This window comes from Ramlibacter sp. WS9, from assembly GCF_003797765.1.
In the GTDB taxonomy this organism is placed as follows: Bacteria; Pseudomonadota; Gammaproteobacteria; order Burkholderiales; family Burkholderiaceae_C; genus Ramlibacter.
Window position 1 is genome coordinate 1 of sequence record NZ_RKMB01000025.1, and the last position, 21,421, is coordinate 21,421.

Sequence of the window (21,421 nt, forward strand, 5' to 3'; positions counted from 1 at the left end):
GTCGATGGGTGGAGCGCTAGCGGTCGCCACCATCGACGGGATGAGGGCTGCAGCAGGGGTCGTCGCGCGCGGCGCAGTCTGCCGCGCGGGTGCTTGCGGCGCTGCGAAGACGCGTGAAGGCAGTGCAGGGGCAGAAGTCAGCGCAGTCGGCAACGCCGCGACCTGGAGCGATAGCGTTGCGGGCGGATTCGATGCGGGAGGGGCCGGTGGCGCAGCCTGCACGACGAGCTGTTCCTGCGCAGCCGATGCCTTACTAGGCCGCTCTTTCTGGATGAGGCTCTCGCTCTCGTGCTCGCTATTGCTCGCCACCACCAGCGCGAGGACGCCCATGGCGCCCAGTGCGCCGAAGCCTGCCGCGAGGTGCTTGACCAGGACACGAGGCTCGGGCGCGGCGGGTTTGGGCGGGGCGGCATCCGGCGCGCCCGCCGGGGGAGTGGGCCGCGTCGCTACAGTGGGCGTGGGAAAGCGCTCCTCGTACTGGGCGCGCTTTTCAGGCGACCCGAGCGCCTCGTAAGCAAGGTTGATTCGCGTCGCCGCGTCGCTGGGCCACGCCGAACCGGGGCCGCCAGAAAAGTCCGGGTGGACCAGGCGCATCATCAGCCGATAGTGTTCCTTGATGGTTGCTGCATCGCTTGCGCGGGTGACGCCCAGCAGCGTGTAGTGATCGGCCCCAGGAAAGATGACCGCGAAGCGGACGAAGAAAGCGGCGGCCCGCTGGACGGACGCGCCGTGCTCGTCGTCTGCCGACTTGCCCGCGGCAAGCTGGAGGATTGCGCGGATCGAGCCGAAGAGGACGGCGGGTTCCCTGAGCGCGGTGGAATACTTGCCCGGCTGGCGGTGATAGTCCAGCAAAGCCACGGACAAGGGCGATTGCCCGGCTGCCGCGGGCTCAGGCGCAGGCTGCTTGGCCACCGCCTAGCCCTGGGTCGCGCTCTTGGCGGAGCGCCGGCTTTCCCTGGTGGACCCCTTCTCGACCGCACCGTAGCCGTAGTACGACTCGTAATGCTGATGACTCACGTTGCGCTGAACCTGGGTAAGCACGACGCCTCTCGGAACAAGACCCGCCAGTCGAAGCCGGCGCAGGGCGTCTCGCACCTGCGATTTGCGGGTGCTGCCTGCATGCACCACGAACAGGATGTTCTGAATCTGGTTGCCCAGCACGATGGAGTCCGCGATGCCCAGCAGCGGCGGGGCATCCACGATCACGTAATGAATGCCGTGGGCAGTGGCCTGGTCGAGTACGGCCGCCAGCTTGGGGCCAAGCAGCAGGTCGACCGGGTTCGGCGGGATCGGCCCGGCCGTCATGACGGAGAGGAAGGGAACGGTTGTCTGCGTGATCAGGGTGGCGGCGCCATAGTCGCCCGAAAGCAGGTTCGACAGGCCTGATTCATTGGGGATGCCCAATTGCTTGTGGACCGAAGGATTGCGCATGTCCGCGTCGATCAACAGCACCCTCTGCCCCATCTGCGCAAAGTTGATCGCCAGGGCCAGCGCACTTGTGCTCTTGCCTTCGTCGCGCGTGGTGCTGGTGATAAGCAGCCTGCGCGGCGCGCCTTCTGACGTTGAGAATTGCAGCGACGTGCGCAAGGAGCGATAGGCTTCCGCAATCGGCGATCGCGGCTGGGTGTGTACCTCGAATGCGATGGAGGTTTTATCCTGGTCACGTCGCTGACTGATCATCGGCACGATGCCCATCAGCGCCACACCCAGCGTCCGCTCGATCTCGTCGGGGAACTTGAAGGAGTCGTCCAGATATTCGAGGAGGAAGACCATGCACAGGCCCAACACGAGTCCGACTGCCAGTCCGAACATGAGGTTGCGCTGCAGATCGGGTTTGTAAGGGAACAACGGCGGTTCAGCGCGATCGACAACCGAAATGTTGTTGGCAGTGATGTCACCGGAAACACCGATTTGCTTCAGCCGCTGCAGGAGGCCGTCGTACAGCTGGCGATTGGTATCCACCTCGCGCTTGAGCAGGTTCAGGTCAATGCTGCTGTCTTGCGTGCTAAGCACTTGCTTGCGGGTCTCTCCGAGCTTGCTGCGCAGCAGGCTTTCCTGCCGCTGCGCGGCCTCGTACTGCGACTGCACGGCGGCACTGACGGCGGCGATCTCGGCCTTGATCTGCGAGTCGGCTTTGTCGATTTGCCCTTTGAGCTGGACCATCTTGGGAAAGTCCGGCTTGTAAATGCCCAGGTTCTGCTGGTACTCGATCTCCAGCTTGGCCTTTACTTCCTTGTAGTTCTGGATCGGTTTGCTTTCCATCACCTGCTGGGCGGCGTCGGGGCTGCGTTTGATCTCGGCGAAGGCGGCTTCGGCCTTGATGCGCTCCTGCTCGGCGCGTGCGAGAGCGGTGGCATAGTCGGTATAGGTTTGGTTGACGACGTTCGTCTTGTCGTCCAGGGTGAGAATCTGCCGCGTCTGCGCGTACTGATTGAGCTTGCGCTCTGACTCTTCCAGCTTGGCCTTGACCTGTTTGATCTGGTCTTCCAGAAAGGTTTTGGCATAGGTCGACGCTTCCATGCGCCTTTCCAGGCCCATGGCGATGAAGGCCTGGGCCGTCGCGTTTGCAATCTGCGCGGCGAGTGCTGGGTTGGTGTTGTCCACGTGCACGCGAACCAGGCGCGAGTTTCGAACGGGTTCGATTGTGAGTGAACCCAAGAAGCCGCCAATGACCCCTTCGCGGCTCAGCACTTCAGAGTCTGCGTTGGCCGGCATAGTCAACTTGCGGTAGCCGCCCACGATACGGTCGATATAGCCGGTGGACTGCGCCGCAGGCTTTGCATCAGTGGGTTGTCCAACTTTGGCTGGTGCCGTCGCCTTCGGGCGCTCTAGCCGAAGTTCGTCGACGACCCTTTCGGCCAAAGAGCGGCTGCGCAGCAGCTCATACTGCGTCTTCAGCAGCGTGAACTCGTCAGAATAAGGCTCCTGGTCCAAGTCATTGTTGAAGTTCACCACGCGCGGAGCACTCTTTTCGATCTGCAGCGTGAGCGTCGAGCGGTAGACCGGGGTACTCAACAAGGTCCTCACAACGGAGACGGAACCCGCCACAAGGAGCACGGCCAGCAGCGTCCACTTGTGCTTCAGGACGATCCGGAGCAGATCGGTCAGCGTCAGTGCACTGCTTGCAGCCTCATCGCCGCCTACGTTGTCGGTTCCGACCTGCAGTTGATACGGCCGATGCAGTGCCATGGCGGTGTTGGCGCCCCGTTGGGGGCGCTGCAGCGCTGGCGTCAAATGAGGATCGGACATGATTTCAATGGTTGGGCAATCGGGCGGAGGGTGCCCGGAATGCCCCCGTTAGCGGCCAAAGACCGAGAAGGGGTTGATCGAGTCGAGCACGTCGCGGAACACGGAGTCCTTCAGGAGAGCCCGGGTGCTGTCCCGCTGGACGACGATGAGGTCATCGCCCTTGATCACCGGATCGTCTGCGGTGCCCGAGCGGATCTTGTTGACGTCGTACACCGCCACTTCACGCACGCGCTTTTCGTTCACGCGAAACAGCATGACCTCAGTTGAGTTCGCGATAGGGCCGAAGCCACCGGCCAGCGCCAACGCGCGCAGCAGCGTGATCTGGCCCGTCAATGGGAATATGCCAGGCTTGGTGACTGCGCCTTCCACCGTAATGCGCTCGGTGGTGAATTCCTTGATGAAGACGGAGATTTGCGGGTTCTGCAGATACTTCTCGCGATAGCGGTCGGCGATGCGCGTTTCAAGTTCTTGCGATGTGGAGCCGGCGACTTGCACCGCGCCGATCAGGGGCAGCGAGATCATGCCGGCCGCGTTGACGCGGACCGTGCGCTTCATGTTGTCCAAGTCCATGATCTCGATGTCGATCAGGTCATTGGGCCCCACCCGATAGTCTTTGCTCAGGGAGACCAGCGGCGCCGCCAAGGGCGCGCTGCCTGCGAGCGGCGCTGCGTCGGTGGCAAAGTTCGACTTCGCACCATCCGGCTGCAGCGCGACGATGCGAAGGTCAGGTGACTGGGCAGGCGCCTGCGCGAAGCAAACGCCGCTGATGGCCAACAGCGCCATCGCCGCAAAGGCATTGATTCGAACAGGTTTCACTACGGGCCTCTCTGAGACTGGGAAGACTAAGCGGCGCTACGCGTTGCTGTTTGAAGGCGTGCACCGGGTGTCAAGAATTGCGGCAGCTTTGTCACGTTTTTAAGTAACACGCCCTGGAGCCCCCCCATCCCATTTTGCCGCAGAGCTGCAAAATCTTCTCGTGACTTTTGCACGATGTTTAGCAACGAACGGTTGCTTATTCCACCGGTGCGCATACGCACCAGGACCTCTGGAATGTAAGCGGCATGAACACCCCCGCCCCACAGGATGCGAAGCATGTTCTCGTAGTCTGCGGCAATGCGAAAGCGGGTGTCGAAGCCGCCCATGCGCTCATAGTGTTCCCGGCGCACGTAGAACGTGGGGTGGGGCGGCATCCAGCCGTGCGTGAGCCGGCTGCGGCGGAACGCCCCTGCGCGCCAATACCGCACTACGCGTGAAGCGTCGTCCTTGTTGACGTACACCAGGTCGCCGTACACGGCCCCAACAGACGGATCTTCGAACGCCGCGGCAACACGCTCCAGCGCCTGGGGCGTCGCGTAGCTGTCGTCGGCGTGCATGAATCCCACCACGTCGCCGGTGGCACGGCTGATGCCCTTGTTCAACGCGTCGTAGAGCCCGTTGTCTGGCTCGGATACCATCTGGGCTATCGAATGCTTGTGCCGGGCGAGAATGTCCAGGCTTCCGTCGGTGGAGCCGCCATCGATCACCACATGCTCAACGTGCCGCCAGGACTGGGCGCGCACCGACTGCAGAGCTTCATCCAAGGTGGACGCCCTGTTGAACACGGCAGTGATGACGGAGATGTGTAACGACATGTGAAAAGTGTGTCGCTCACATGATATCCAGCGCAAGCCCTCCTGCATACTCTTTGAGCAGTTTTGTTACAAAGCCCAGCGCAGAAGCGTCAGGAATCCACATTTTTGGCAACAACCTGCGTGGCGATTCCGACTCAACGTCGGCGGTAGCGGCGATCACCTGCACGCCCGAGCCCGACCAAGCCTTCTCGAAGGTCTTGATCGCGCGGGGCATATGGATGGCCGACGTAACCAAAAGAACTCGTTTTGCCCCCAACGACTGGACCAGCGGCAGGCTGTTGGCGGCGTTCTCGCGGGTGTTGCGGCTCAGGCCCTCAATCCGGATCGCTTGGTGCGGTACCCCCAACACGCCCAGCATCTCGGTGATCGCTTCGGCTTCGACCTGCTCGCCTTCCTGCCCGGGTTGGTTGCCTCCTGCAACGACGACCCAAGGGGCTTTTCGAGCCCTGTAGAGCTCGGCCGTGAACCAGACGCGCCCCGCTGAGGGGCCAATGTTGAACGTAGGCCGTTTGGGTGGGCTGGCGCCAGACAGCGCCCCCCCAAGGACCAGGATGACGTCAGCGGATGGCGAGGCCGCGGCTGTAATCGCTGGATACTTTTGCTCGAGCGGCGCGGCCAGTGCCAGGGCGACGACCGGCGTGGACGCCATCCAAAGCAGGGCAAAGCCGGAGAGGGCAAGAACGAATGTCCATCGCCGGTGGCGGAGCAGCAAGCAGGCGCCGGCAGCGATCCATAAGCCGAGCCCCCATGTCAGCGGGGCGAGCAGGTAGCTGGCGATCTTGCTGATTTCGAACAATTGCCTCGACCAGCGCCTACGCCCTCGCGCCTGCCGAATCGGCAGGCGTGCGGCGCACAAGCCAGTCTCCCAAAACGAGTACGTCCATCTTCGTGCGCAGGAAGCAATCGAGGGCTTCCTGCGGCGTGCAGACCACCGGCTCGTTCTCGTTGAACGATGTGTTCAGCACCATCGGTACACCCGTGATGTCGCGGAAGGCCGAGATCAGCTTGTAGTAGCGCCCATTGGTTTCCCGGTTGACGGTCTGCAGCCGGCCGGATCCATCCACGTGAGTCACTGCCGGGATCAATGCCCGCTTCTCCGTGCGGATCGGATAGACCTGCATCATGAAGGGCACCTCACCATCGAGTTCGAACCATTCGGGCACAGCTTCCTGGAGAACGGAAGGCGCGAACGGTCTGAACGATTCGCGGCGCTTGATCTTCAGGTTCAGGATGTCCTTCATGTCGGCCCGGCGCGGATCGCCCAGGATCGAACGATTGCCCAAGGCGCGCGGGCCCCACTCCATGCGCCCCTGGAACCAACCGATGACTTCGCCGCGCTCGATGGCGGCCGCTGTCTGGCTGACCAGAACTTCTTCATCACGCACGTGAGTAACCGTGCAGCCGGCTTGTGCGATCTCGGGCGAGCGCTCGGTGACGAGACGCTCCATTGCCTCGCTCCCGTAATGGGGGCCCCAGTAAGCGTGATCGTGCGCGGGGCCGCGCGCACCGCCGAGCTGGTGCCACACGCAGTAGGCCGCCCCGACAGCGCCGCCTGCATCCCCGGCAGCCGACTGGACATACACACGCTCGAACGGCGTCTTCAACGTGATCTTGCCGTTGGCGACCGAGTTCATTCCGCAGCCACCGGCGACTGCAACGGCATCCAGCCCGTAACGGGTGTGCAGCGCGTTGAGCAGGTGGAAGAACGCTTCCTCGTACATCGCCTGAGCCGATCGGGCCAAGTCCTTGTGGCGCTGCGTCAGCGGTTCATCCGCTACGCGCGAAGGCCCCAGCAGGTCAGTCATTGCCTGGCTGTAGAGCGTGCCGAAGTCGGGGCTGCCGTCCACCTGTCCGTAGTCGATCTTTTCGCGATGGTGGCGAAAGCAGTCGAGCTTGAGCCGGAAGCTGCCATCAGGCTGCAACGCCACAAGCTGGCGCATCTGGTCCATGTAGATCGGCTGGCCGTATGGCGCCAATCCCATGACCTTGTACTCGTCCCCATAGTTGGGAAAGCCGATGAATTGGGTCACCGCCTGATAGAAGATGCCCAGAGAGTGCGGAAAGAGCACGCGCTCGTCGACCCTGATCGCTGTTCCGTCCCCCACGCCCCAGGCGGCGCTGGCGAAATCGCCAAAGCCGTCCACTGAGACCACCACCGCCTTGTCGAACGGTGACACGTGGAAGGCCGACGACATGTGTGCGAGGTGGTGTTCGACAGCGTGAACTTCGCCTGTGAAGGTATCCCCCGGGAATGCCAGCGCCAAGTGCTGCCCTATTCCGATGCGCTCTCGCTTGTTGCGCAAGCGATTCATCACCATCCCGAAGTCCGGCCGGTTGACGAGCGTGTACGCGATCTTCTTTGCGAGATTGGCCTTGGCGTCCTGGTTGATCGCCACATGATCCACTTGCGCCAGTGAAATGCCAGCTTCGGACAGGCAAAAGCGGATGGCCTCGCTGGGAAAGCCGGCCCAGTGCTTGATGCGGCGGAATCGCTCTTCTTCCGCCGCAGCGATCATCACACCGTCCTTGACCAGACAGGCCGCCGAATCAGCATGGAATGCGTTGATGCCGAGGATGTAGGTCATCTGTTTTTCCGGCGATCCATGCCGGACTCCACGAGTTTGGCGCTGAGGATGGCCTCAGCGATGCCGCGTTGAAACGCATAGACGAGCCCGCGACGGCCATCCTTCAGGCCCCCGCCTATGGTGAGGCAATAGAGCGGCACCAGCCAGGGGGTGATCAAAACCATTCGCCGCAAGCGATCGCGCCAACTCAGGCGTGCCCATGGCGTGGACAGAAGCAGTCGGCATTCAAGCGCCGCATACCGATCCTGCGCTGTCAGCCACGAGGACATGGGCTTTCGGTCGTCATGGAGTGCTCGGGCGGCCAGTGACGAGACGTCGCCCCTGATGTGCACGCGCTGGGTGTGGCCATCCTGTTCATAACGCGCGTGGGCCCGCCGATACAAGACTGTCACATCGGGATAGAGCGAGCCCGTCAGAGGCTGGCCGTGAATGCAGTACCTGAAGTTGACGCGATAGCCGCTGACTTCAGGCGCTGTCTCCAGAAGGGCGATCTCATCCACAAGATCGGGCGTCAGCACGTAGTCGGCGTCAAGCGCCAACACCCACTCGGCCGCCAGGCCGCACTCTGCAATGCCGTAGTTCCACTGGTTTGCATGGTTGTCGAAAGCGCGCATCACAACACGCACATTGGGATAGCGCGCAGCTATTTCGAGCGTCGAATCGGTGCTGCCGCTATCCAGAACGACAATTTTGGGAAAGCGGTCCAACGCATCCAACGTCCGGGCGAGGTTGGCTTGCTCGTTCCATGTGAGGATGAGGACGTCGACACGTTCCAGAAAACTCATGGTGACTTCTAACGTCTGAGCGCGAGGAGCGAAAAGGTTTCGCGTCCCGCCGCTTCGAGAGTCTTGCCATCGCGCATGTCGAACCCGAAGCTCTCGAGGAAATCCCAACACTTCGCATCCACATAGCCATCGATGTACACGCCCTTGACTCTTCCCTCATCGAAGAACATGCGCGCGCCTTCCAATACCGCCATTTCCTGGCCCTCGACGTCGATCTTGATGATAAGGTCACGCTGCGCGAACGCGATGTTTGCCAACGGCACGATGTCGGCGGCGAATACTTCTTGCGCGATATTGTATTGATTCGAAATATCGGCGCGCGTAGTCACGTGAGACACGGCGCCGCCCACGAACTGCACCCGTTCCTGACGCTCCCCAACGCCAACGTTCATCGCGGAAAAGCCATGCAAGTGCGCATTCGCTTCAAGCCGGGTAAACGTATCAGGGTGAACTTCAAAAGCGTATACATGAAAGTCTTCATGTATACGCTTGAAGCGGGAAAAAACGATGGAGTACAACCCGACGTTTGCGCCAATGTCCACGAATGCGCAGTTGTTGGAGATGATATTTGCCAGCGATAACAAAACCGGTGTTTCGTCGCGCAAAGCAGACAGGCGCGCTGATGCCTTCGAGGCACGGAGGTAGCCGTTTTCCTTTACGCTGTGGACGTGAAAGGTGCTTCCAAGGAGGGTTGCCGACAGCAACCGGTTCCCGTACAGCATGCGGGTGACAAAACGCCGCAGCCTGGGCTGCTTGATGAAGAACACATCGATGAGCCATTCAATCATTGCGTTCTTTCCGGTAGCCTGTCGGCGAGTATGTCAACGTACAGCCGGTTCAAGCGGGCTCCCATCGCTGTGTCAGAAAAGCGATCGCGCGCGAGCGTTCGCGCATTCAATGACATCGGCGCGCATCGACTTTGAGCAATGATACGGCGAAGACCGTCCGCAATGGCTTGCGCATCGGTAGCCGTCGCAAGGCCCGCACCCGCCTGGACTACGTCGTCGGCAATGGCGACGCCTTCACCCACCAGGCATGGCAAGCCCGCGGCCAACGCCTCAGCCGCTGCGATGCCAAAGTTCTCAGAGTAAGAGGGCAAGACAAAGACATCCGCGGCGGCGAAGGCCGCAGCCTTCATTGCTCCTTCGAGGTGACCGGTCCAGGTCACTTGCGGGCCGATTCCACGTTCACTGGCGCGTCGCCGTAGCGCGGCCACGTAGTCGGGCGGGCCGCTGCCCGCCACAACGAGTCGCAACCCGGGCATATCCTGGCGGACCAACGCCACGGCGTCCAGTAGCCCTTCGAGGTTCTTCTTCGGATCCAGTCGCGACAGGAACAGTACGGACGGCGATTCCGGATCGCATACGCCTCGGTGACTGGCGGACAAGTCGAAAGCGGCTACGTTGATCCCCAATGGAATCACCGCGTCACGAAGCGCGAGCCCGAGGCGGCGCGCTTCCTGGGCCTCCTGCACGCTGGTGAAGTGAACTGCAGCCGCGCCACGCAGCGCTGGGCCCTCAACGAGCTCCATGGACAACCGCTTGAGCCATGGTCTGCGTTGCGTCATGCCATAGCCGTTCAAAGTGCCCAAGGGGCGAATGACATACGGTACGCCCGCTCGGCGCGCCGCTCTGGAAGCCACCATTGAGGTAAAGGAGAAGAGAGCGTGAACGTGCACGAGGTCGTAGTTCCGAATCTCGCGATTGATCCAGCGCGCGAACGTTGTCGATACTTTGTAGAAGTCGCTGCTTTTACGGAAATACCTGCGCACAACGCCGTTCTCCGGCAAAGGCTCCCCGCATTGCTTGCCGTTGTGCTGGTGGGGCCCGTCATCATCTGTCGTGGCCGTCTCGACTTGCGCGCCCTCGCCCGTCAGTGCCCGTTCCATCGCCGCAAGGGCGTGGGTGGGCCCGCCATGCACGATGGACAGGGAGGGAATCACGTGCAGGACTTTCATGCGCAGACCGAACTGAGGGCTGCTTTGAGGCCGGCCGTCGCGTTGTGCATCGAGTAGTGCTCCATGACCAGCTGGCGCGCCCGTTGGCCCATGGCGGCAGCGGCCGCTTTGTCCTGAAGCAAGGCGTGCATCGCGTCTGCCAGGGATTCCGCGCCGTCGGAGAATACATAGCCCGTTTCTCCGGGCCGCACGAGATCTTGGGCGCACCCGATCTGACTGCTCACGACGACCGGCAAGCCGAACAGCATGGCTTCGTTCGTTACCAGTCCCCATGTCTCGGCGTTTGTAGAGGGCAGCACGAAGGCATCTGCGGGGATGTAGGCTCTCCACAATTCAGTTTGATTGAGGAAACCGGTGAAATGGACGGGCACCGAAAGGTCTTCGGCTCGAAGCCTTATTTCCTCTGTCAGCTCACCCAGTCCGGCGAATTGCAGTTTTACTTTGAACCCGCGATCTCGCAGCAGTGCAGCTGCCTGGACGAGGAGCAATGGCCGCTTGAATGCCACGTGCTTGCCAACGAAGCAGAACACGAAGTCGTCTTCAGCGAATCCAGCCCTCGCTCGAAGCTGTTGGCGCTCGGCAGCGTGCATTTGCGACATCGATAGCATTCGCTCAGTCTCGACAAAGTAGGCCCCGTCAAAGAGCTTGTGCTGTTCTACGCCGTGGGCAATGTAGAAGCTGCGGTTGCCTTTTCCGATGACCGTCACCGCCGAAGCAAACCGCAGCAAGAGCCTGTGGAATGTGCTCTTGAGCCGGCTGCGCCTGCGAAGTGTGTTTGCCTCTCCACGGAGCACTACCGGAATCCCCAGCATGCGGGCCAACGGGTAGGCAGCCAACAACCCAGCTTCGTTCCAGCCAGTGATCAGTACCGCGTCCGGCTTGCTTGCAAGGAGCGCTTCCCTGAGGCGACTCCACGTCGTCGGGACCGCGCGCCAGCCGGCCGGCACATCAAGCACGTGGCTGGAGTAGCCTTGACGTAGCGGCACGTCCCAGTTAAACGCCTGCCCAAAGCCGGCGCCCTGTTGTTGCGCGTCCGGCTCGCGGAAAAAAATGACGTGGACGGAAAGTTCAGCGTCGCCAGCCAGCGCTCGGAACCATGGCGCCATGTACTGGATCGGGTGCGTCGTGACGACACAGAGGCGCAATGGCGGCCGCGGGGATCGTAGGCGAATATTCACGGTCGATTCACTGCGCTCTGGGAATCTGGTTGCCCCGGTTTCACAGCCCTGCGCTCGATGAGGCGTGAAGCCAGGAGCGCCGCGCCTATGGCCGCGGCGGTGGATGCCGTGACTTCCGCCAGATTCCCTCCGGCCTGGAGCATCCCCAGGCCCGGGACAAACCACATTACAAAGCGTCGGTAATCACCATTTCGTAGGCCCTGGGCAGCATGCCAATCGAACTGCCGAATGAGAACCCCGAGCAGCAAGAATCCGAAGGCGACGCCCCAGGCACCGAAATTGATGTAGAACTCGAGGACTTGTCCCACCCCGACGCTGGTACCTTCCGAGAAAGTCAGGCCAGTGAATTCCGCGACCATGTTGCCGCTACCGCCAAACGTGGGCTTGTCGGGCCAAAGTGCGCGCGGCACCAGCGCGACAAATGCAAGTAGAACGGATTCGCCGTGCGTGAAGTCCCTGAGCCCGTCCTTCATGTAGCCCACCGCCGACCCGACCAGATGATTTTGATTCAAGCGCTGGTCAATCGCGACGAGGTGGTCATTGTTTTCGATGTCCAGTAACTCGAAATCGGTGACGAGCTTCGTAACCCGGTCCATCTTCGAGGCAATGCCTGCGTCCCCCATCCAGATCATTTCGCGCAGGTCGGTTCTGTCTCTCATGTAGGTGACGTAAAGCGACATGCCGAGGTACACCACGGGCACCGCCAGTACGGCGGCGATATAGAGCGTACGTCGAGGGATATTCATCAATCCGAACGCCACGACGACGACGAGGGAGTAGGTGCCGAACCCCAGGAAAGCGGCGCTGGTCAGTGTGATGACCGGAAATGTCGCGGCCACGGCAAGCCAGAAGATGAGTCGCCGATTGTTTTTCTTCATGAACGCGTCGTGCAGTCCCAGGCATGCGCCGGCCACTGACAAGGTCGCCAGGCCCGAAGTCAAGGCGGTGAGCGAGGCGATTTGCCCGACAAAAGGAATCACGACCAGCTGAACAGCGAGCCCGATGCCCAGGAATAGCATCGCGATGCGATGAAGGGGACGCGCAGCAGCAAAGCCCGGACCTGGTGCCCGTCCGCGATCGGAGTTTGCCCCAGGGCGAACGAGGAAAACGCCGAGGCAGTACGTGGCAAGCCCCAGCGTTGTCAAGCCGAATCCGTCGACGATGGATTCGAGTTGGTAATAGTTGTGGTCAGGCAATAAATACAGGGACGCGCCGGGCAAGTGGATCAACGCCCAGCCGACGAGGTAAGCAAAGGGGAGGCCTACGGAGCCGACGCGAGACCTGCGCATCATTACGACGAGCGCAATCATGGCGCAGGGCCATGCAATTAGTTGCCAGAGAAGGCCGTCAGTTTCACCCACGAGCAACTTCCTCGAATTCCCGGGCAACGATCGCCCAAGAACGGGCGGGGGCGGTGCCAACCATGTTTGCAACCATGGAGGCGAGTTGTTCGCGGTCCTGATCACAAGCCTCGAGCCGCGCGGCGAGGCGCTCTGGCGACCGAATTGGCTCTATCCAACCGTTCATCCCCTCGCGGATGACATCGGGTCCGGCGCAGTTCGGTGTCGTCAGCACGGGTAGCTGCGACGCCAGAGCCTGGACGATCACCGCAGCAAAGCCGTCCTCGATGGTGGGGAAACAAAAGACGTCCCCCCATGCATAGTGCTTTGCAAGCTCGAATTCGCTTACCCGTGCGTGCATGTCAATCACTTCACGCGATTCACGTTCAAGCTTGGAGCGGCGAGGCGGGAGATCGCCTACAAAGCGGAATCGCATTCGGCCGTGCAGCGCGGTTGCCAGCTCGATAAAGTCGCGCGCGCCCTTTCGCGGCGTAAAGGAACCGACCATGAGAACGTGCAGCGGTTCGCGTGCAAGGATTCGTCGGCGCCGCTCGCTGATTGCGGCGTTCGAAGGCGCGAACCGAGCCAGGTTCGCTGCCAGGCCGACGATAAATACCTTTTCTTGCGGAACGCCATACTGCAAGAATGTGTCGCGCGCAAATTTGGACAGCACGAGGATCCTGTCGGCGAGGGCGTACTCACGCTCTTCACGGGCGATGATCGAGGGCAGCGGTTTTTCCACCCGCGTTCCCACTCTCTCCTGTTCTTGCTGCAGCAACTCGTGTTGTGCCCGGATATGCGACGACCCTCTCACCAGCATGTTCAATGGTCGTTTTTCACCGGGTGGTTTCCTGCGCGACGACTGAAATATCTCTTCAGCAACTCCACTGAAAACGTGCACGACGTCTGCGTCACAGCGCACCTGCGTTGACGCCCAGCGGCCGAACCAGCTGTGGAGGAATGGCTCTAGATCAGGGAGGCGCAGAGGCTGCTTGAGACGGTAGTAGATGCGGGTCGCGATGCCGTGAGATACGCAGGTTCGAACGGCGGAGGCAGGTACGCCGAAACGGCGCACGACCGACCTGGGGTAGTTGGTGATCAGCCTCACGTCATGGCCATTCCCCAACAGGCCCAGAACGAGATCGAAGGCATGAAATCGACCGTGCACCACAACATCAACGCGCAGAGGCGGCTTGCTATCGTTCATCGTCCCAGCCTCTTTGCGCAAGAATGCTACGGAGCCTATCCGCGTAGGTGTTCCCGCCATTGGTGATTAGCTGGTGGGCAGCATTTGCGAGCCGCAGCCGGAGTACATCGTCGTCGCACAGTTGCCGGCATTTGACGACCATCTCTTCGATGGAATCGAAGTAGAGAACCGCTACGCCTTCGTCGCCAAAGATCTGGCGGTGTTCTTCCGTGTCCTCGACCAGCATGCATGTGCCGACCGCCGGCACCTCAAATGTACGCATGCAACTGCCGTCGCGATTTGCCTTGCGGACCAGGCACAAGGCCACTTTGGCAGAAGACAGCACTTGCGACAGATTCGCCGCGTCGGCCATGCCGCGGGAGGCGGACCGAAGACTGCGATATCGGTGCCAATAGTTGCCATAGAGCGACAGCGTGAAGCCGGCGCGCACCAGGGCCAGCATGTGTGGCACGCGATCTTCGTCGGCGCCGCCTGCAAACACGACGTCAGCGCATTCGGCTTGTGTTGGCGCGTCGGGGCCGGGAGGACTGAAAATCTGCGCGTCGTAGCCAAAGGGCAGATATCGCACGTTCTTGCAGCCGATCCTTGCCAGGTCCGGCATCATCGCCCGTCGCGGTGAAAAAATGATGTCGTATGCCGGGAGCGCTTTGATGAACCACGGTGCATGGTGGGCTGGGTTCCAGGGATCGTCAGTCAGGAAATTGACACACGTGGTTCCGGCGGCGCTCAGTTGCTTCAGAGCGTCGGCGGTTAACGGTGCCAAGCCGGTAGTCAGTAGCAACTGCGGTTCGAAACTTCGATTGACGTCCAGGACCTTGCGCCCAAAGGCGTGCAGCCGTACTGGCCGTCTGCCCTGCAGCCGCCAAGCGACAAACCGGCGAATCCGTGACCCTTCGAAAGCATCCCCGGAATCGACAATTTCGCTGGATACACCCAACTGGCCGGCGGCACGGTGGAAGGAGCCGCCCACGTGGGTGCCGCCCTTGCCGCCGACGATAAGCATTCGAAGAGGTTCTCCGGCGGTAGCCTCGTTGGCCGCAACTGGCTTCTCCGTCATGGCGCGGCCCCGGCGTTGCTTATGACTCGCGGGCTGCAGCGCGCGTCGATTTGGTGTTTGACGGCCGAGAAAGCCTGTTCGTAGTTGTAGCCATTGAGGATGGCCTGCCTTCCCCGCTCGCCGATGGCGGCCATGTCGTCGCGCCGGTCCCAGTACCAGGCTATTGCGGCCGCGATGCTCTGGGCCGATTCGGGGTCGCATTTCACGCCGAGGCCGCTCTTGACAAATAGTTCGTCCCAATCAGGCAAATCGCTCACGATGAGGCCACACCCACGGGCAAGGTACTCGAATGGCTTGTTGGACGCTCCCGTCATGTGCTTCATGTTGAGATCCGTGCTGTGCATGGGCATGAGTGCCAATCCGACATGCGCATTGCTTGCATGCGAGAGAAGACTTTCGCGAGTGACGACCCCTTCAAACTCAACGCGTCCGCCCAGACCGAGTGCTTGGGCCCGGTCCCGGAGTAGTTCCGTATAGCCCTGGCTTCCCGCTGTTTCGTATCCGATGACACGAAGCTTGATCCCGGCTGGCAGGGTGGCCATGGCGTCGAGCACCGTTAAGGGAAGACGTGCCTGCACTATGGAGCCGTGGTAGATCAGCCAGAGGGCGCGGTTGTCCCTCTCGGGTGCCTTGCCGACGGCCTCTTCCCGCGCGGGGCAGTTCCACACGCAGAACAGCGTGTTTGGTGCGATCCTGGTTTCATCGACAAGAAACTGGCCACGCACAGCGTTGGGAACGACGACGGCCGAAGCCTTGCGCGCAAGCCGCGCCCTGCAGGCATGCAGCCAGCTCTGGAAGCGGCCGGCGGGCGGAGGCGGCGCATCATGCTCGTGATAGACAAGGGCCGACACGGGCCACGTTGAAGCCAAGAGCGCGGCTGGGGCACTGAGCGTGTCGGAGGCGTAGATGCATTGCGGCCTCCACCGCAGCCGCCACCAGAGAACCCAAAGGGCGTACGCCGCATAGTGGAGCTTCTGCCGCCAACCTGGCGAGCAAGACTTCATATTCAAGACCGTCTGCCGACGATGCTGGTGCAATTCGAGACGCTCAGCGCCCCCGCCGCTGACTCCCAGAAAGGTGAGTTCCCATCCGTCGGCAAGCAGGATGTCGGCTATGTGTTGCAGTGGGGGATAGCCACCTGGGTTGGTGTACTGTACGAAAAGCGCTCTGCGCGGACCATTCATGTGGATACCTGCGCCTTTCCGCCGTGCAATGACTGGCGATACAAGTCGGCCATTTCTGCAGCAACTTGCCCCATAGTGCGAGTCGCGCGTGGGCTGCTACGCCACGTCTCGAGCAGCTGCGGGTTTTGCAACACCTCGGCCAATGCGTCGGCCCATGCCTTCGGCGAGCCCGCAGAAACCAGCCTTCCGTCCGTGCCGTCCCGGATCACTTCCGCGATGCCCCCCAGCGCGGAACCCAATACCGGCACTCCGCTCGCCAGCGCTTCGTACGCTACCAACGGGCCGGTTTCCATGCAGACGGAAGGAACGGTGATCAGGTGATAGGCCTTCATTGCATCCGGGACCGCGTGGCTCGCGAGAGGCGGATGGAAGCGAATTCTTCCATCGATCGCTTTCGCAAGGTCGTCTCGCGGCACCTCGCCGACCCCATAGATGTCCAGCGCAACGGGGGCATTTGGCAACAGCTTGACCGCAGCGACGAGTACTTCGATCCCTTTGGTTGGGTCCAGCCTGCCGAAGTACGCGAGCCGCAATGGGTTCGCCGGGCTGAAGGCGGGGCTGGGGACGATTCGCGCCTGCATCGGCGGTTGGGATTGCGCGGTTCTTGATGGCAGCCCTTGACGCGAAAGCAGCAACTTCGCGGGCGCGATGCCATTGAGCAAAAGCACTTTATGCACCCAATCGCAGACCGCCACGATTCGATCTGCCGCTGCCCAGGCCGATCGCGCCGTTTGATGACGGTTGCGCACCAGCAGCGGCATCTGCAGTGCCGTGGATGTGCGGCCCTTGCCTATGGTTCTTCCGATCCAGGCCAGCAGCCGATGGGGCAGCGCGGCCATCAGCGCCGCCACGGGCTTGGGCAGTCCCTTGCCGTGAAGCGCGCAGGCTGAGCACAGGCGGGGACGCATCCGGCCATCGCAAGCCTGCGACCCCCAGCGCAGCATCGATCCCCGCACGCAAGACACCGTTGGCGTGTGATACGTGAACACCAGCGGTATGCCCTTTGCTGCGACTGCCTGCATAGCCCGCGCCGAAACAGCCGGGCTTAGCGCATGAAAATGCACGATGTCTGGCTTGCATTGGGTGAGTATTGCTGCAAACGCCGCGGCGGCAGTGCGATCGCCCTCTCCATATTGAGCGTCCAGGCTGACGCCCGGCGATACGGCGAAGCGCCGAACGTCGACACCTTCCCATTCGTAGCGCCTGTCACTCGCACCAGGAGCGGCCACCATCGATGACCAATCGAAAGCGCGCAGTTCGCGAGCCAGAGCCGCAACGAATACCTCCGTTCCGCCTGATGCGTCCGGCATGTACCCGTACGGAACATGCAAGACAGTCGGCGCGGCGTTCGAAACCCTAGAACTGGCCCATCCTGTGCGCATCAGCTGCTTCCTCTGGCGGGCATCCGCTTTTTCATCGCCTTCTTGATGCGTTCGTACCAGGGGCGGGGGAGGTAAGTGGCCAACAGCAAACGTGACACGCGTGGGTCAAGAAGGAGGGCCGGTTGGTAACGCACCGCGGTGCTCAGGCACCTCCTGGCGTCCCGGTGCATTTCGTGACCGAAGTACTTGAGTCCGAAGTCCAGATACTGTGCCGCATAGACCTCACCCCGGGCTCGTTGCTTGGCCAAGTCCAGCTCCGGCAAGGGTTCAGTTTCACCATAAATCTTGTCCAGCAACCAGAGAACTGACCTTTCTTCGGACCCGTCCTTGCCGATTGCAGTGTGGTGATTGAGCCCGTGCACACGGTACTGAGCCAGCACTTCGTGGACGTAGTAGAACTCCCAGCGTCGCGCCAGCATCAAGTTGAAGTACCAGTCGTTGAAAGCCAAGCCGCTCGGGATGGGCCAAGCTGACATCCATGCCTCTCGCCGGGCAACCACGGTCGGCGCGCAGATGAAATTCTTCTTCAGCAATGCCACCAGCTCATTGCCTTTGAAGTCCATGCCCGCGTGGGTTTGGTCACATCGCTCCTGCGTGACTACGCCTTCCGCATTGATGATCGATACGTCACCATATACAAGGCCGACCTCGGGATGGCGCTCCAGTATTGGCAATGTGCGGGCGAGAAAAACGGGTGTGTAGCGGTCGTCTGGATCGATCCGCACCACATATTTACCACGGGACGCCTGAAGCCCTTCGTTGACGCTGATGACGTGACCCTGGTTAACCTCATGGTCAATCAGTTTCAAGCGCGGGTCGGAGTAGCTCTTGAGGATTGCCAGCGTATCGTCGGGCGAGGCGTCGTGAATGGCGATGATCTCGATGTCGTATCCGCCGTCGAGCGACAGGATGCTGTCCAGACAATTGCGCAGATAGCGGCCATACCCGTAGCAGGGCATGACAAAACTAACCAGTGGGCTACTCATGAGGGACGCCCTGCCGCTTGATGATGCGGGCTGGAACGCCGGCCGCGGTTACCCCAGAGGGAAGGTCTTCGACAACGACGGCGCCAGCTCCTATGATCGTCCAAGCACCGATGGTTCGCTTTTCCAGGACGGTGGCGCCGGCGCCCACGTAGCAGCCCTCCCCAACGGTGACGTTGCCGCATAGTGTGGCGCTGGGATTGATATTGCACCAATCACCCACTGTGCAGTCATGCGACGCGCTGGACTGAATGTTCATGATGCAGTGACTGCCGATCCGCACTTGTGCCGTGAGGATCGCGCCGGGCGCGATCAGTGTCCCGTCGGCGATCGTCACGTTGGGCCCTAACCATGCTGAGGGGTGAATCAGGGACGAAGCCGTCAGGTTTGGAATATTCAACGCAGCGATTGCGCGCACAACGCGCCGGCGAACGGCGTTGTCGCCGAGGGCAGTCATGTAGACAACATTTTCGTGACTGGAACAAAACTCAGGCAGGTCGACGAGACCCCCAAGTATGTGAGTCAGCTGCCACGGCCCCGGCGGTCTGTGATCGTCGAACACGCCGCCGAGATTGACGCCCATGCCGGTGGCATAGGCCGAGACCTCGACGCCATGGCCACCAGCCCCGATGATGACCAGCGGCGTGCTTGGCTTGGCGGCAGCTTTCATAACAACTATCCAGTCTCAGCGCACCACGCGGTGGGCGGCCATGAGGTCCAACATGCCGATAAGCCCGCGATGATCGCGGGCACCCAATTCCGTCAGTTCCTTGAGCCACTTGGCGTTGCGGTAAAAGATCGATTCGGGGTCGGCGATGCGCCCAGTGACGATGGCCTCAACGATTTCTTCGGCGCCAGTGCGAATGTCGATACGGGGTTGAATGCCCGCCGCCCGCATTCTTGCTGTAGACACGTGGTAGTTGCGCGTGTCCGGATTCTCGAGCTTGACGTGGATGGGAACGCAAGCGGGATTGATCGTCTGAAAAATGCCGATAAGGTCGACAACGCGCATGTTCTCGTTTGCGATGTTGAACATGACGTGGTCCCTGTTCGGGTTCTCCACGAAGTGGACGAATGCGCGAGCGCAGTCCGCAACGTGCAAAAAGGGCCGCCATTGCTGTCCGTCGCCGAAAACCCGGAGTTCTCCGTAAAGCGCGGCGCAGTAGCTGAAGATGTTGATGACCAGGTCGAACCGCATGCGCGGCGAGTACCCGAACAGGGTCCCGTTGCGCAATATGGTGGGGCGCCAATCAGCGTCAGCTTGGTCTACGAGGAAATTGTCCATGTTGACTTTGGACCGGGCGTACACCGTGAGAGGGTTCGTAGCGCCTTCTTCGTCCACCTCTCCTGGCGCCTCGCCATAGACAGAGCAGGACGATGAGAAGATAAATCGGATGCCGCGCTCCTTGCACGCCATTGCCAAGTCGCGGGAGGCCTCGAAGTTCACTTCCTCGGTGAGCCGGGCATTCAGCTCAGCGCTGGGATCGTTCGAGATTGCTGCCAGATGGACAACGACGTCGATGTCTTTCAACATCCGATCCAGTTCCGCGGGGTCCGCGAGAACTGCGCGGATGTCTTCGCGAAAGATCTCCACACTGGGTCGCATGCCCCGCAGGTGCTCCACGCCGAAGTAGCCAATGTCTACCGAGCGCACCTGGTGACCTCGAACGAGTAGCTTGGGAATGAGGACTGCACCCAGGTAGCCCGCTCCCCCTGTAACCAGCACTTTGCTCATTGAATGCTCCCGCGGCGCGAAGAAGCCGAACTGAAATATTTCAGAACCGCATCGAAGAGGGTCTCGATTTCCTCGTCACTCATTACTGTGTGCACTGGAAGTGCGACTACGCGGTCTCTGATGGCATTTGTCATGGTGAGGTCCTGGCTCCTGTAGCGATCACGATAGTATTTAAGGTCGTGCGTTGCGGTGTAGTAGCGCCTGACCGCGACGCCGCTCTCTTGCATGTGCGTGACGAACGGGGTTGCTTCCTCGTTCAAGGTGATGGGGAAGTAGAGGTAGGTGCAGTTCACGGAAGGACTGACCTTCATCTGGCGCAGGAGCCCTTTGGCTTCCAGCGCACCGAAGAACTCGACATAGCGGGCGGCGTTTCGGGCTCTGCTTGCCAGAATGAATTCGATCTTTTCGAGATTGCGTAGCCCCACAAGGGCGCACACCTCGGTCATCTTGCTATTCAGTCCGGGCAAGTCCACATCTCCTCGCACTTTCTCGTATTGGCCAAAGTCCCTCAATCTCAAGAGGTAGTCAGCAACCTGAGGGTCATTGACGATCGTGGCCCCTCCCTCCATCGAGTTGTATATCTTGGTCGCGTGGAAGCTGAGCATTTCGCTGAAACCGAATTCGTGCGGATGTTTTCCCTTGAACCGCGCACCGAACGCGGGTGCGTTGTCGAGCAGCACAGCAAGGTTGCTGCGCGCGGCAATTTCCCCTAGCTGCTCCAGATCGCAGAGGTTTCCGTAAGCTCCGACCGGCATGATCATTTTGATCGACGGCGAGTCGATTTCAATCTTGTTCAGGTCCAGGACGAATCCGTCGTCGATGTCACAGAAGACCGGCCGAAGATTGTTGGTCACGAGGGCATTGATCGTGCCGGAAAAAGTGAACGACGGAACCAGCACTTCGAAGCTATCGTGGGGGCCGGCTCCGAGCTTCGCTTTCCAGGCCTGTATCAGATTGAACAGTGCCAGCTCGCCATTGCAGTTCACGCACGGCTTTATTGCGCTGCCAAAGTACCGCCAGAGACTCTCTTCCAGATCCTGCACATGCTTGGAGTTGTTTGTGACGAGCCCCGAAGAAAGGCAGCGGGCAAAGTCATCCTGAATTTCTTCCAAATTCGGCATGAACGGCTTGACTATGTTGATCTGCAT

At 61.0% G+C, this 21,421-nt stretch carries 19 protein-coding genes; all 19 read right to left on the reverse strand.

Annotated features, from left to right (window positions below):
* A partial coding sequence (locus tag EEB15_RS26370) for a DnaJ domain-containing protein (RefSeq protein WP_158290236.1) occupies window positions 1-912 on the reverse strand: 912 nt, incomplete at its 3' end.
* Between the two features lie 3 nt (window positions 913-915).
* A complete protein-coding gene (locus tag EEB15_RS26375) occupies window positions 916-3,249 on the reverse strand; it encodes a polysaccharide biosynthesis tyrosine autokinase (protein WP_141512946.1) in 2,334 nt (777 codons plus the stop codon).
* Window positions 3,250-3,297: 48 nt separating this feature from the next.
* Complete coding sequence (locus EEB15_RS26380; RefSeq protein WP_141512947.1) at window positions 3,298-4,065, reverse strand: polysaccharide biosynthesis/export family protein; 768 nt, start codon at window positions 4,063-4,065, stop codon at window positions 3,298-3,300.
* Between the two features lie 26 nt (window positions 4,066-4,091).
* On the reverse strand, window positions 4,092-4,880 hold the full coding sequence (locus EEB15_RS26385) for a glycosyltransferase family 2 protein (protein WP_141512948.1): 789 nt from the start codon (window positions 4,878-4,880) through the stop codon (window positions 4,092-4,094).
* Window positions 4,881-4,896: 16 nt separating this feature from the next.
* The gene (locus EEB15_RS26390; RefSeq protein ID WP_141512949.1) at window positions 4,897-5,676 is read right to left on the reverse strand and encodes a YdcF family protein; all 780 of its coding nucleotides are present in this window, start codon (window positions 5,674-5,676) and stop codon (window positions 4,897-4,899) included.
* Between the two features lie 16 nt (window positions 5,677-5,692).
* On the reverse strand, window positions 5,693-7,465 hold the full coding sequence (locus EEB15_RS26395) for a carbamoyltransferase C-terminal domain-containing protein (RefSeq protein ID WP_141512950.1): 1,773 nt from the start codon (window positions 7,463-7,465) through the stop codon (window positions 5,693-5,695).
* Complete coding sequence (locus tag EEB15_RS26400; RefSeq protein WP_141512951.1) at window positions 7,462-8,250, reverse strand: glycosyltransferase family 2 protein; 789 nt, start codon at window positions 8,248-8,250, stop codon at window positions 7,462-7,464. The genes EEB15_RS26395 and EEB15_RS26400 overlap by 4 nt, the downstream gene beginning before the upstream one ends.
* Before the next feature lie 8 nt (window positions 8,251-8,258).
* Window positions 8,259-9,038 carry an FkbM family methyltransferase gene (locus EEB15_RS26405; RefSeq protein ID WP_141512952.1) on the reverse strand — a complete coding sequence of 260 codons (780 nt, stop codon included), beginning with the start codon at window positions 9,036-9,038 and terminating at the stop codon, window positions 8,259-8,261.
* Window positions 9,035-10,207, reverse strand: coding sequence for a glycosyltransferase (locus tag EEB15_RS26410; RefSeq protein WP_141512953.1), 1,173 nt, complete (start codon window positions 10,205-10,207; stop codon window positions 9,035-9,037). Before EEB15_RS26410 ends, EEB15_RS26405 begins: the two co-directional genes overlap by 4 nt.
* A complete protein-coding gene (locus EEB15_RS26415) occupies window positions 10,204-11,313 on the reverse strand; it encodes a glycosyltransferase family 4 protein (protein WP_141512954.1) in 1,110 nt (369 codons plus the stop codon). The genes EEB15_RS26410 and EEB15_RS26415 overlap by 4 nt, the downstream gene beginning before the upstream one ends.
* Before the next feature lie 68 nt (window positions 11,314-11,381).
* A complete protein-coding gene (locus tag EEB15_RS26420) occupies window positions 11,382-12,695 on the reverse strand; it encodes an oligosaccharide repeat unit polymerase (protein WP_141512955.1) in 1,314 nt (437 codons plus the stop codon).
* Between the two features lie 43 nt (window positions 12,696-12,738).
* Complete coding sequence (locus EEB15_RS26425) at window positions 12,739-13,932, reverse strand: glycosyltransferase family 4 protein (RefSeq protein WP_158290237.1); 1,194 nt, start codon at window positions 13,930-13,932, stop codon at window positions 12,739-12,741.
* Complete coding sequence (locus EEB15_RS26430) at window positions 13,922-14,935, reverse strand: glycosyltransferase (RefSeq protein WP_199236642.1); 1,014 nt, start codon at window positions 14,933-14,935, stop codon at window positions 13,922-13,924. The genes EEB15_RS26425 and EEB15_RS26430 overlap by 11 nt, the downstream gene beginning before the upstream one ends.
* 50 nt (window positions 14,936-14,985) lie before the next feature.
* Window positions 14,986-16,173 (reverse strand): glycosyltransferase, encoded by a 1,188-nt coding sequence (locus EEB15_RS26435; protein WP_141512958.1) that lies wholly within the window; start codon window positions 16,171-16,173, stop codon window positions 14,986-14,988.
* Window positions 16,170-17,555 (reverse strand): glycosyltransferase, encoded by a 1,386-nt coding sequence (locus EEB15_RS26440; RefSeq protein ID WP_141512959.1) that lies wholly within the window; start codon window positions 17,553-17,555, stop codon window positions 16,170-16,172. The genes EEB15_RS26435 and EEB15_RS26440 overlap by 4 nt, the downstream gene beginning before the upstream one ends.
* Window positions 17,555-18,541, reverse strand: coding sequence for a glycosyltransferase family 2 protein (locus EEB15_RS26445; protein ID WP_141512960.1), 987 nt, complete (start codon window positions 18,539-18,541; stop codon window positions 17,555-17,557). The genes EEB15_RS26440 and EEB15_RS26445 overlap by 1 nt, the downstream gene beginning before the upstream one ends.
* A complete protein-coding gene (locus tag EEB15_RS26450; RefSeq protein ID WP_141512961.1) occupies window positions 18,534-19,208 on the reverse strand; it encodes an acetyltransferase in 675 nt (224 codons plus the stop codon). The genes EEB15_RS26445 and EEB15_RS26450 overlap by 8 nt, the downstream gene beginning before the upstream one ends.
* Before the next feature lie 15 nt (window positions 19,209-19,223).
* Window positions 19,224-20,273, reverse strand: a complete 1,050-nt coding sequence (locus EEB15_RS26455; protein ID WP_141512962.1) for an NAD(P)-dependent oxidoreductase — start codon at window positions 20,271-20,273, stop codon at window positions 19,224-19,226.
* Window positions 20,270-21,421, reverse strand: a complete 1,152-nt coding sequence (locus EEB15_RS26460; RefSeq protein ID WP_141512963.1) for a DegT/DnrJ/EryC1/StrS aminotransferase family protein — start codon at window positions 21,419-21,421, stop codon at window positions 20,270-20,272. Before EEB15_RS26460 ends, EEB15_RS26455 begins: the two co-directional genes overlap by 4 nt.

Bases quoted from the DNA above. Each gene is read 5' to 3' on its own strand.
- EEB15_RS26375 (WP_141512946.1), bottom strand. From the start codon at position 3,249: ATGTCCGATCCTCATTTGACGCCAGCGCTGCAGCGCCCCCAACGGGGC.
- EEB15_RS26385 (WP_141512948.1), bottom strand. From the start codon at position 4,880: ATGTCGTTACACATCTCCGTCATCACTGCCGTGTTCAACAGGGCGTCC.
- EEB15_RS26395 (WP_141512950.1), bottom strand. From the start codon at position 7,465: ATGACCTACATCCTCGGCATCAACGCATTCCATGCTGATTCGGCGGCC.
- EEB15_RS26400 (WP_141512951.1), bottom strand. From the start codon at position 8,250: ATGAGTTTTCTGGAACGTGTCGACGTCCTCATCCTCACATGGAACGAG.
- EEB15_RS26405 (WP_141512952.1), bottom strand. From the start codon at position 9,038: ATGATTGAATGGCTCATCGATGTGTTCTTCATCAAGCAGCCCAGGCTG.
- EEB15_RS26410 (WP_141512953.1), bottom strand. From the start codon at position 10,207: ATGAAAGTCCTGCACGTGATTCCCTCCCTGTCCATCGTGCATGGCGGG.
- EEB15_RS26415 (WP_141512954.1), bottom strand. From the start codon at position 11,313: ATGGCGCCATGGTTCCGAGCGCTGGCTGGCGACGCTGAACTTTCCGTC.
- EEB15_RS26420 (WP_141512955.1), bottom strand. From the start codon at position 12,695: ATGATTGCGCTCGTCGTAATGATGCGCAGGTCTCGCGTCGGCTCCGTA.
- EEB15_RS26425 (WP_158290237.1), bottom strand. From the start codon at position 13,932: ATGAACGATAGCAAGCCGCCTCTGCGCGTTGATGTTGTGGTGCACGGT.
- EEB15_RS26430 (WP_199236642.1), bottom strand. From the start codon at position 14,935: ATGCTTATCGTCGGCGGCAAGGGCGGCACCCACGTGGGCGGCTCCTTC.
- EEB15_RS26435 (WP_141512958.1), bottom strand. From the start codon at position 16,173: ATGAATGGTCCGCGCAGAGCGCTTTTCGTACAGTACACCAACCCAGGT.
- EEB15_RS26440 (WP_141512959.1), bottom strand. From the start codon at position 17,555: ATGCGCACAGGATGGGCCAGTTCTAGGGTTTCGAACGCCGCGCCGACT.
- EEB15_RS26445 (WP_141512960.1), bottom strand. From the start codon at position 18,541: ATGAGTAGCCCACTGGTTAGTTTTGTCATGCCCTGCTACGGGTATGGC.
- EEB15_RS26450 (WP_141512961.1), bottom strand. From the start codon at position 19,208: ATGAAAGCTGCCGCCAAGCCAAGCACGCCGCTGGTCATCATCGGGGCT.
- EEB15_RS26455 (WP_141512962.1), bottom strand. From the start codon at position 20,273: ATGAGCAAAGTGCTGGTTACAGGGGGAGCGGGCTACCTGGGTGCAGTC.
- EEB15_RS26460 (WP_141512963.1), bottom strand. From the start codon at position 21,421: ATGCAGATCAACATAGTCAAGCCGTTCATGCCGAATTTGGAAGAAATT.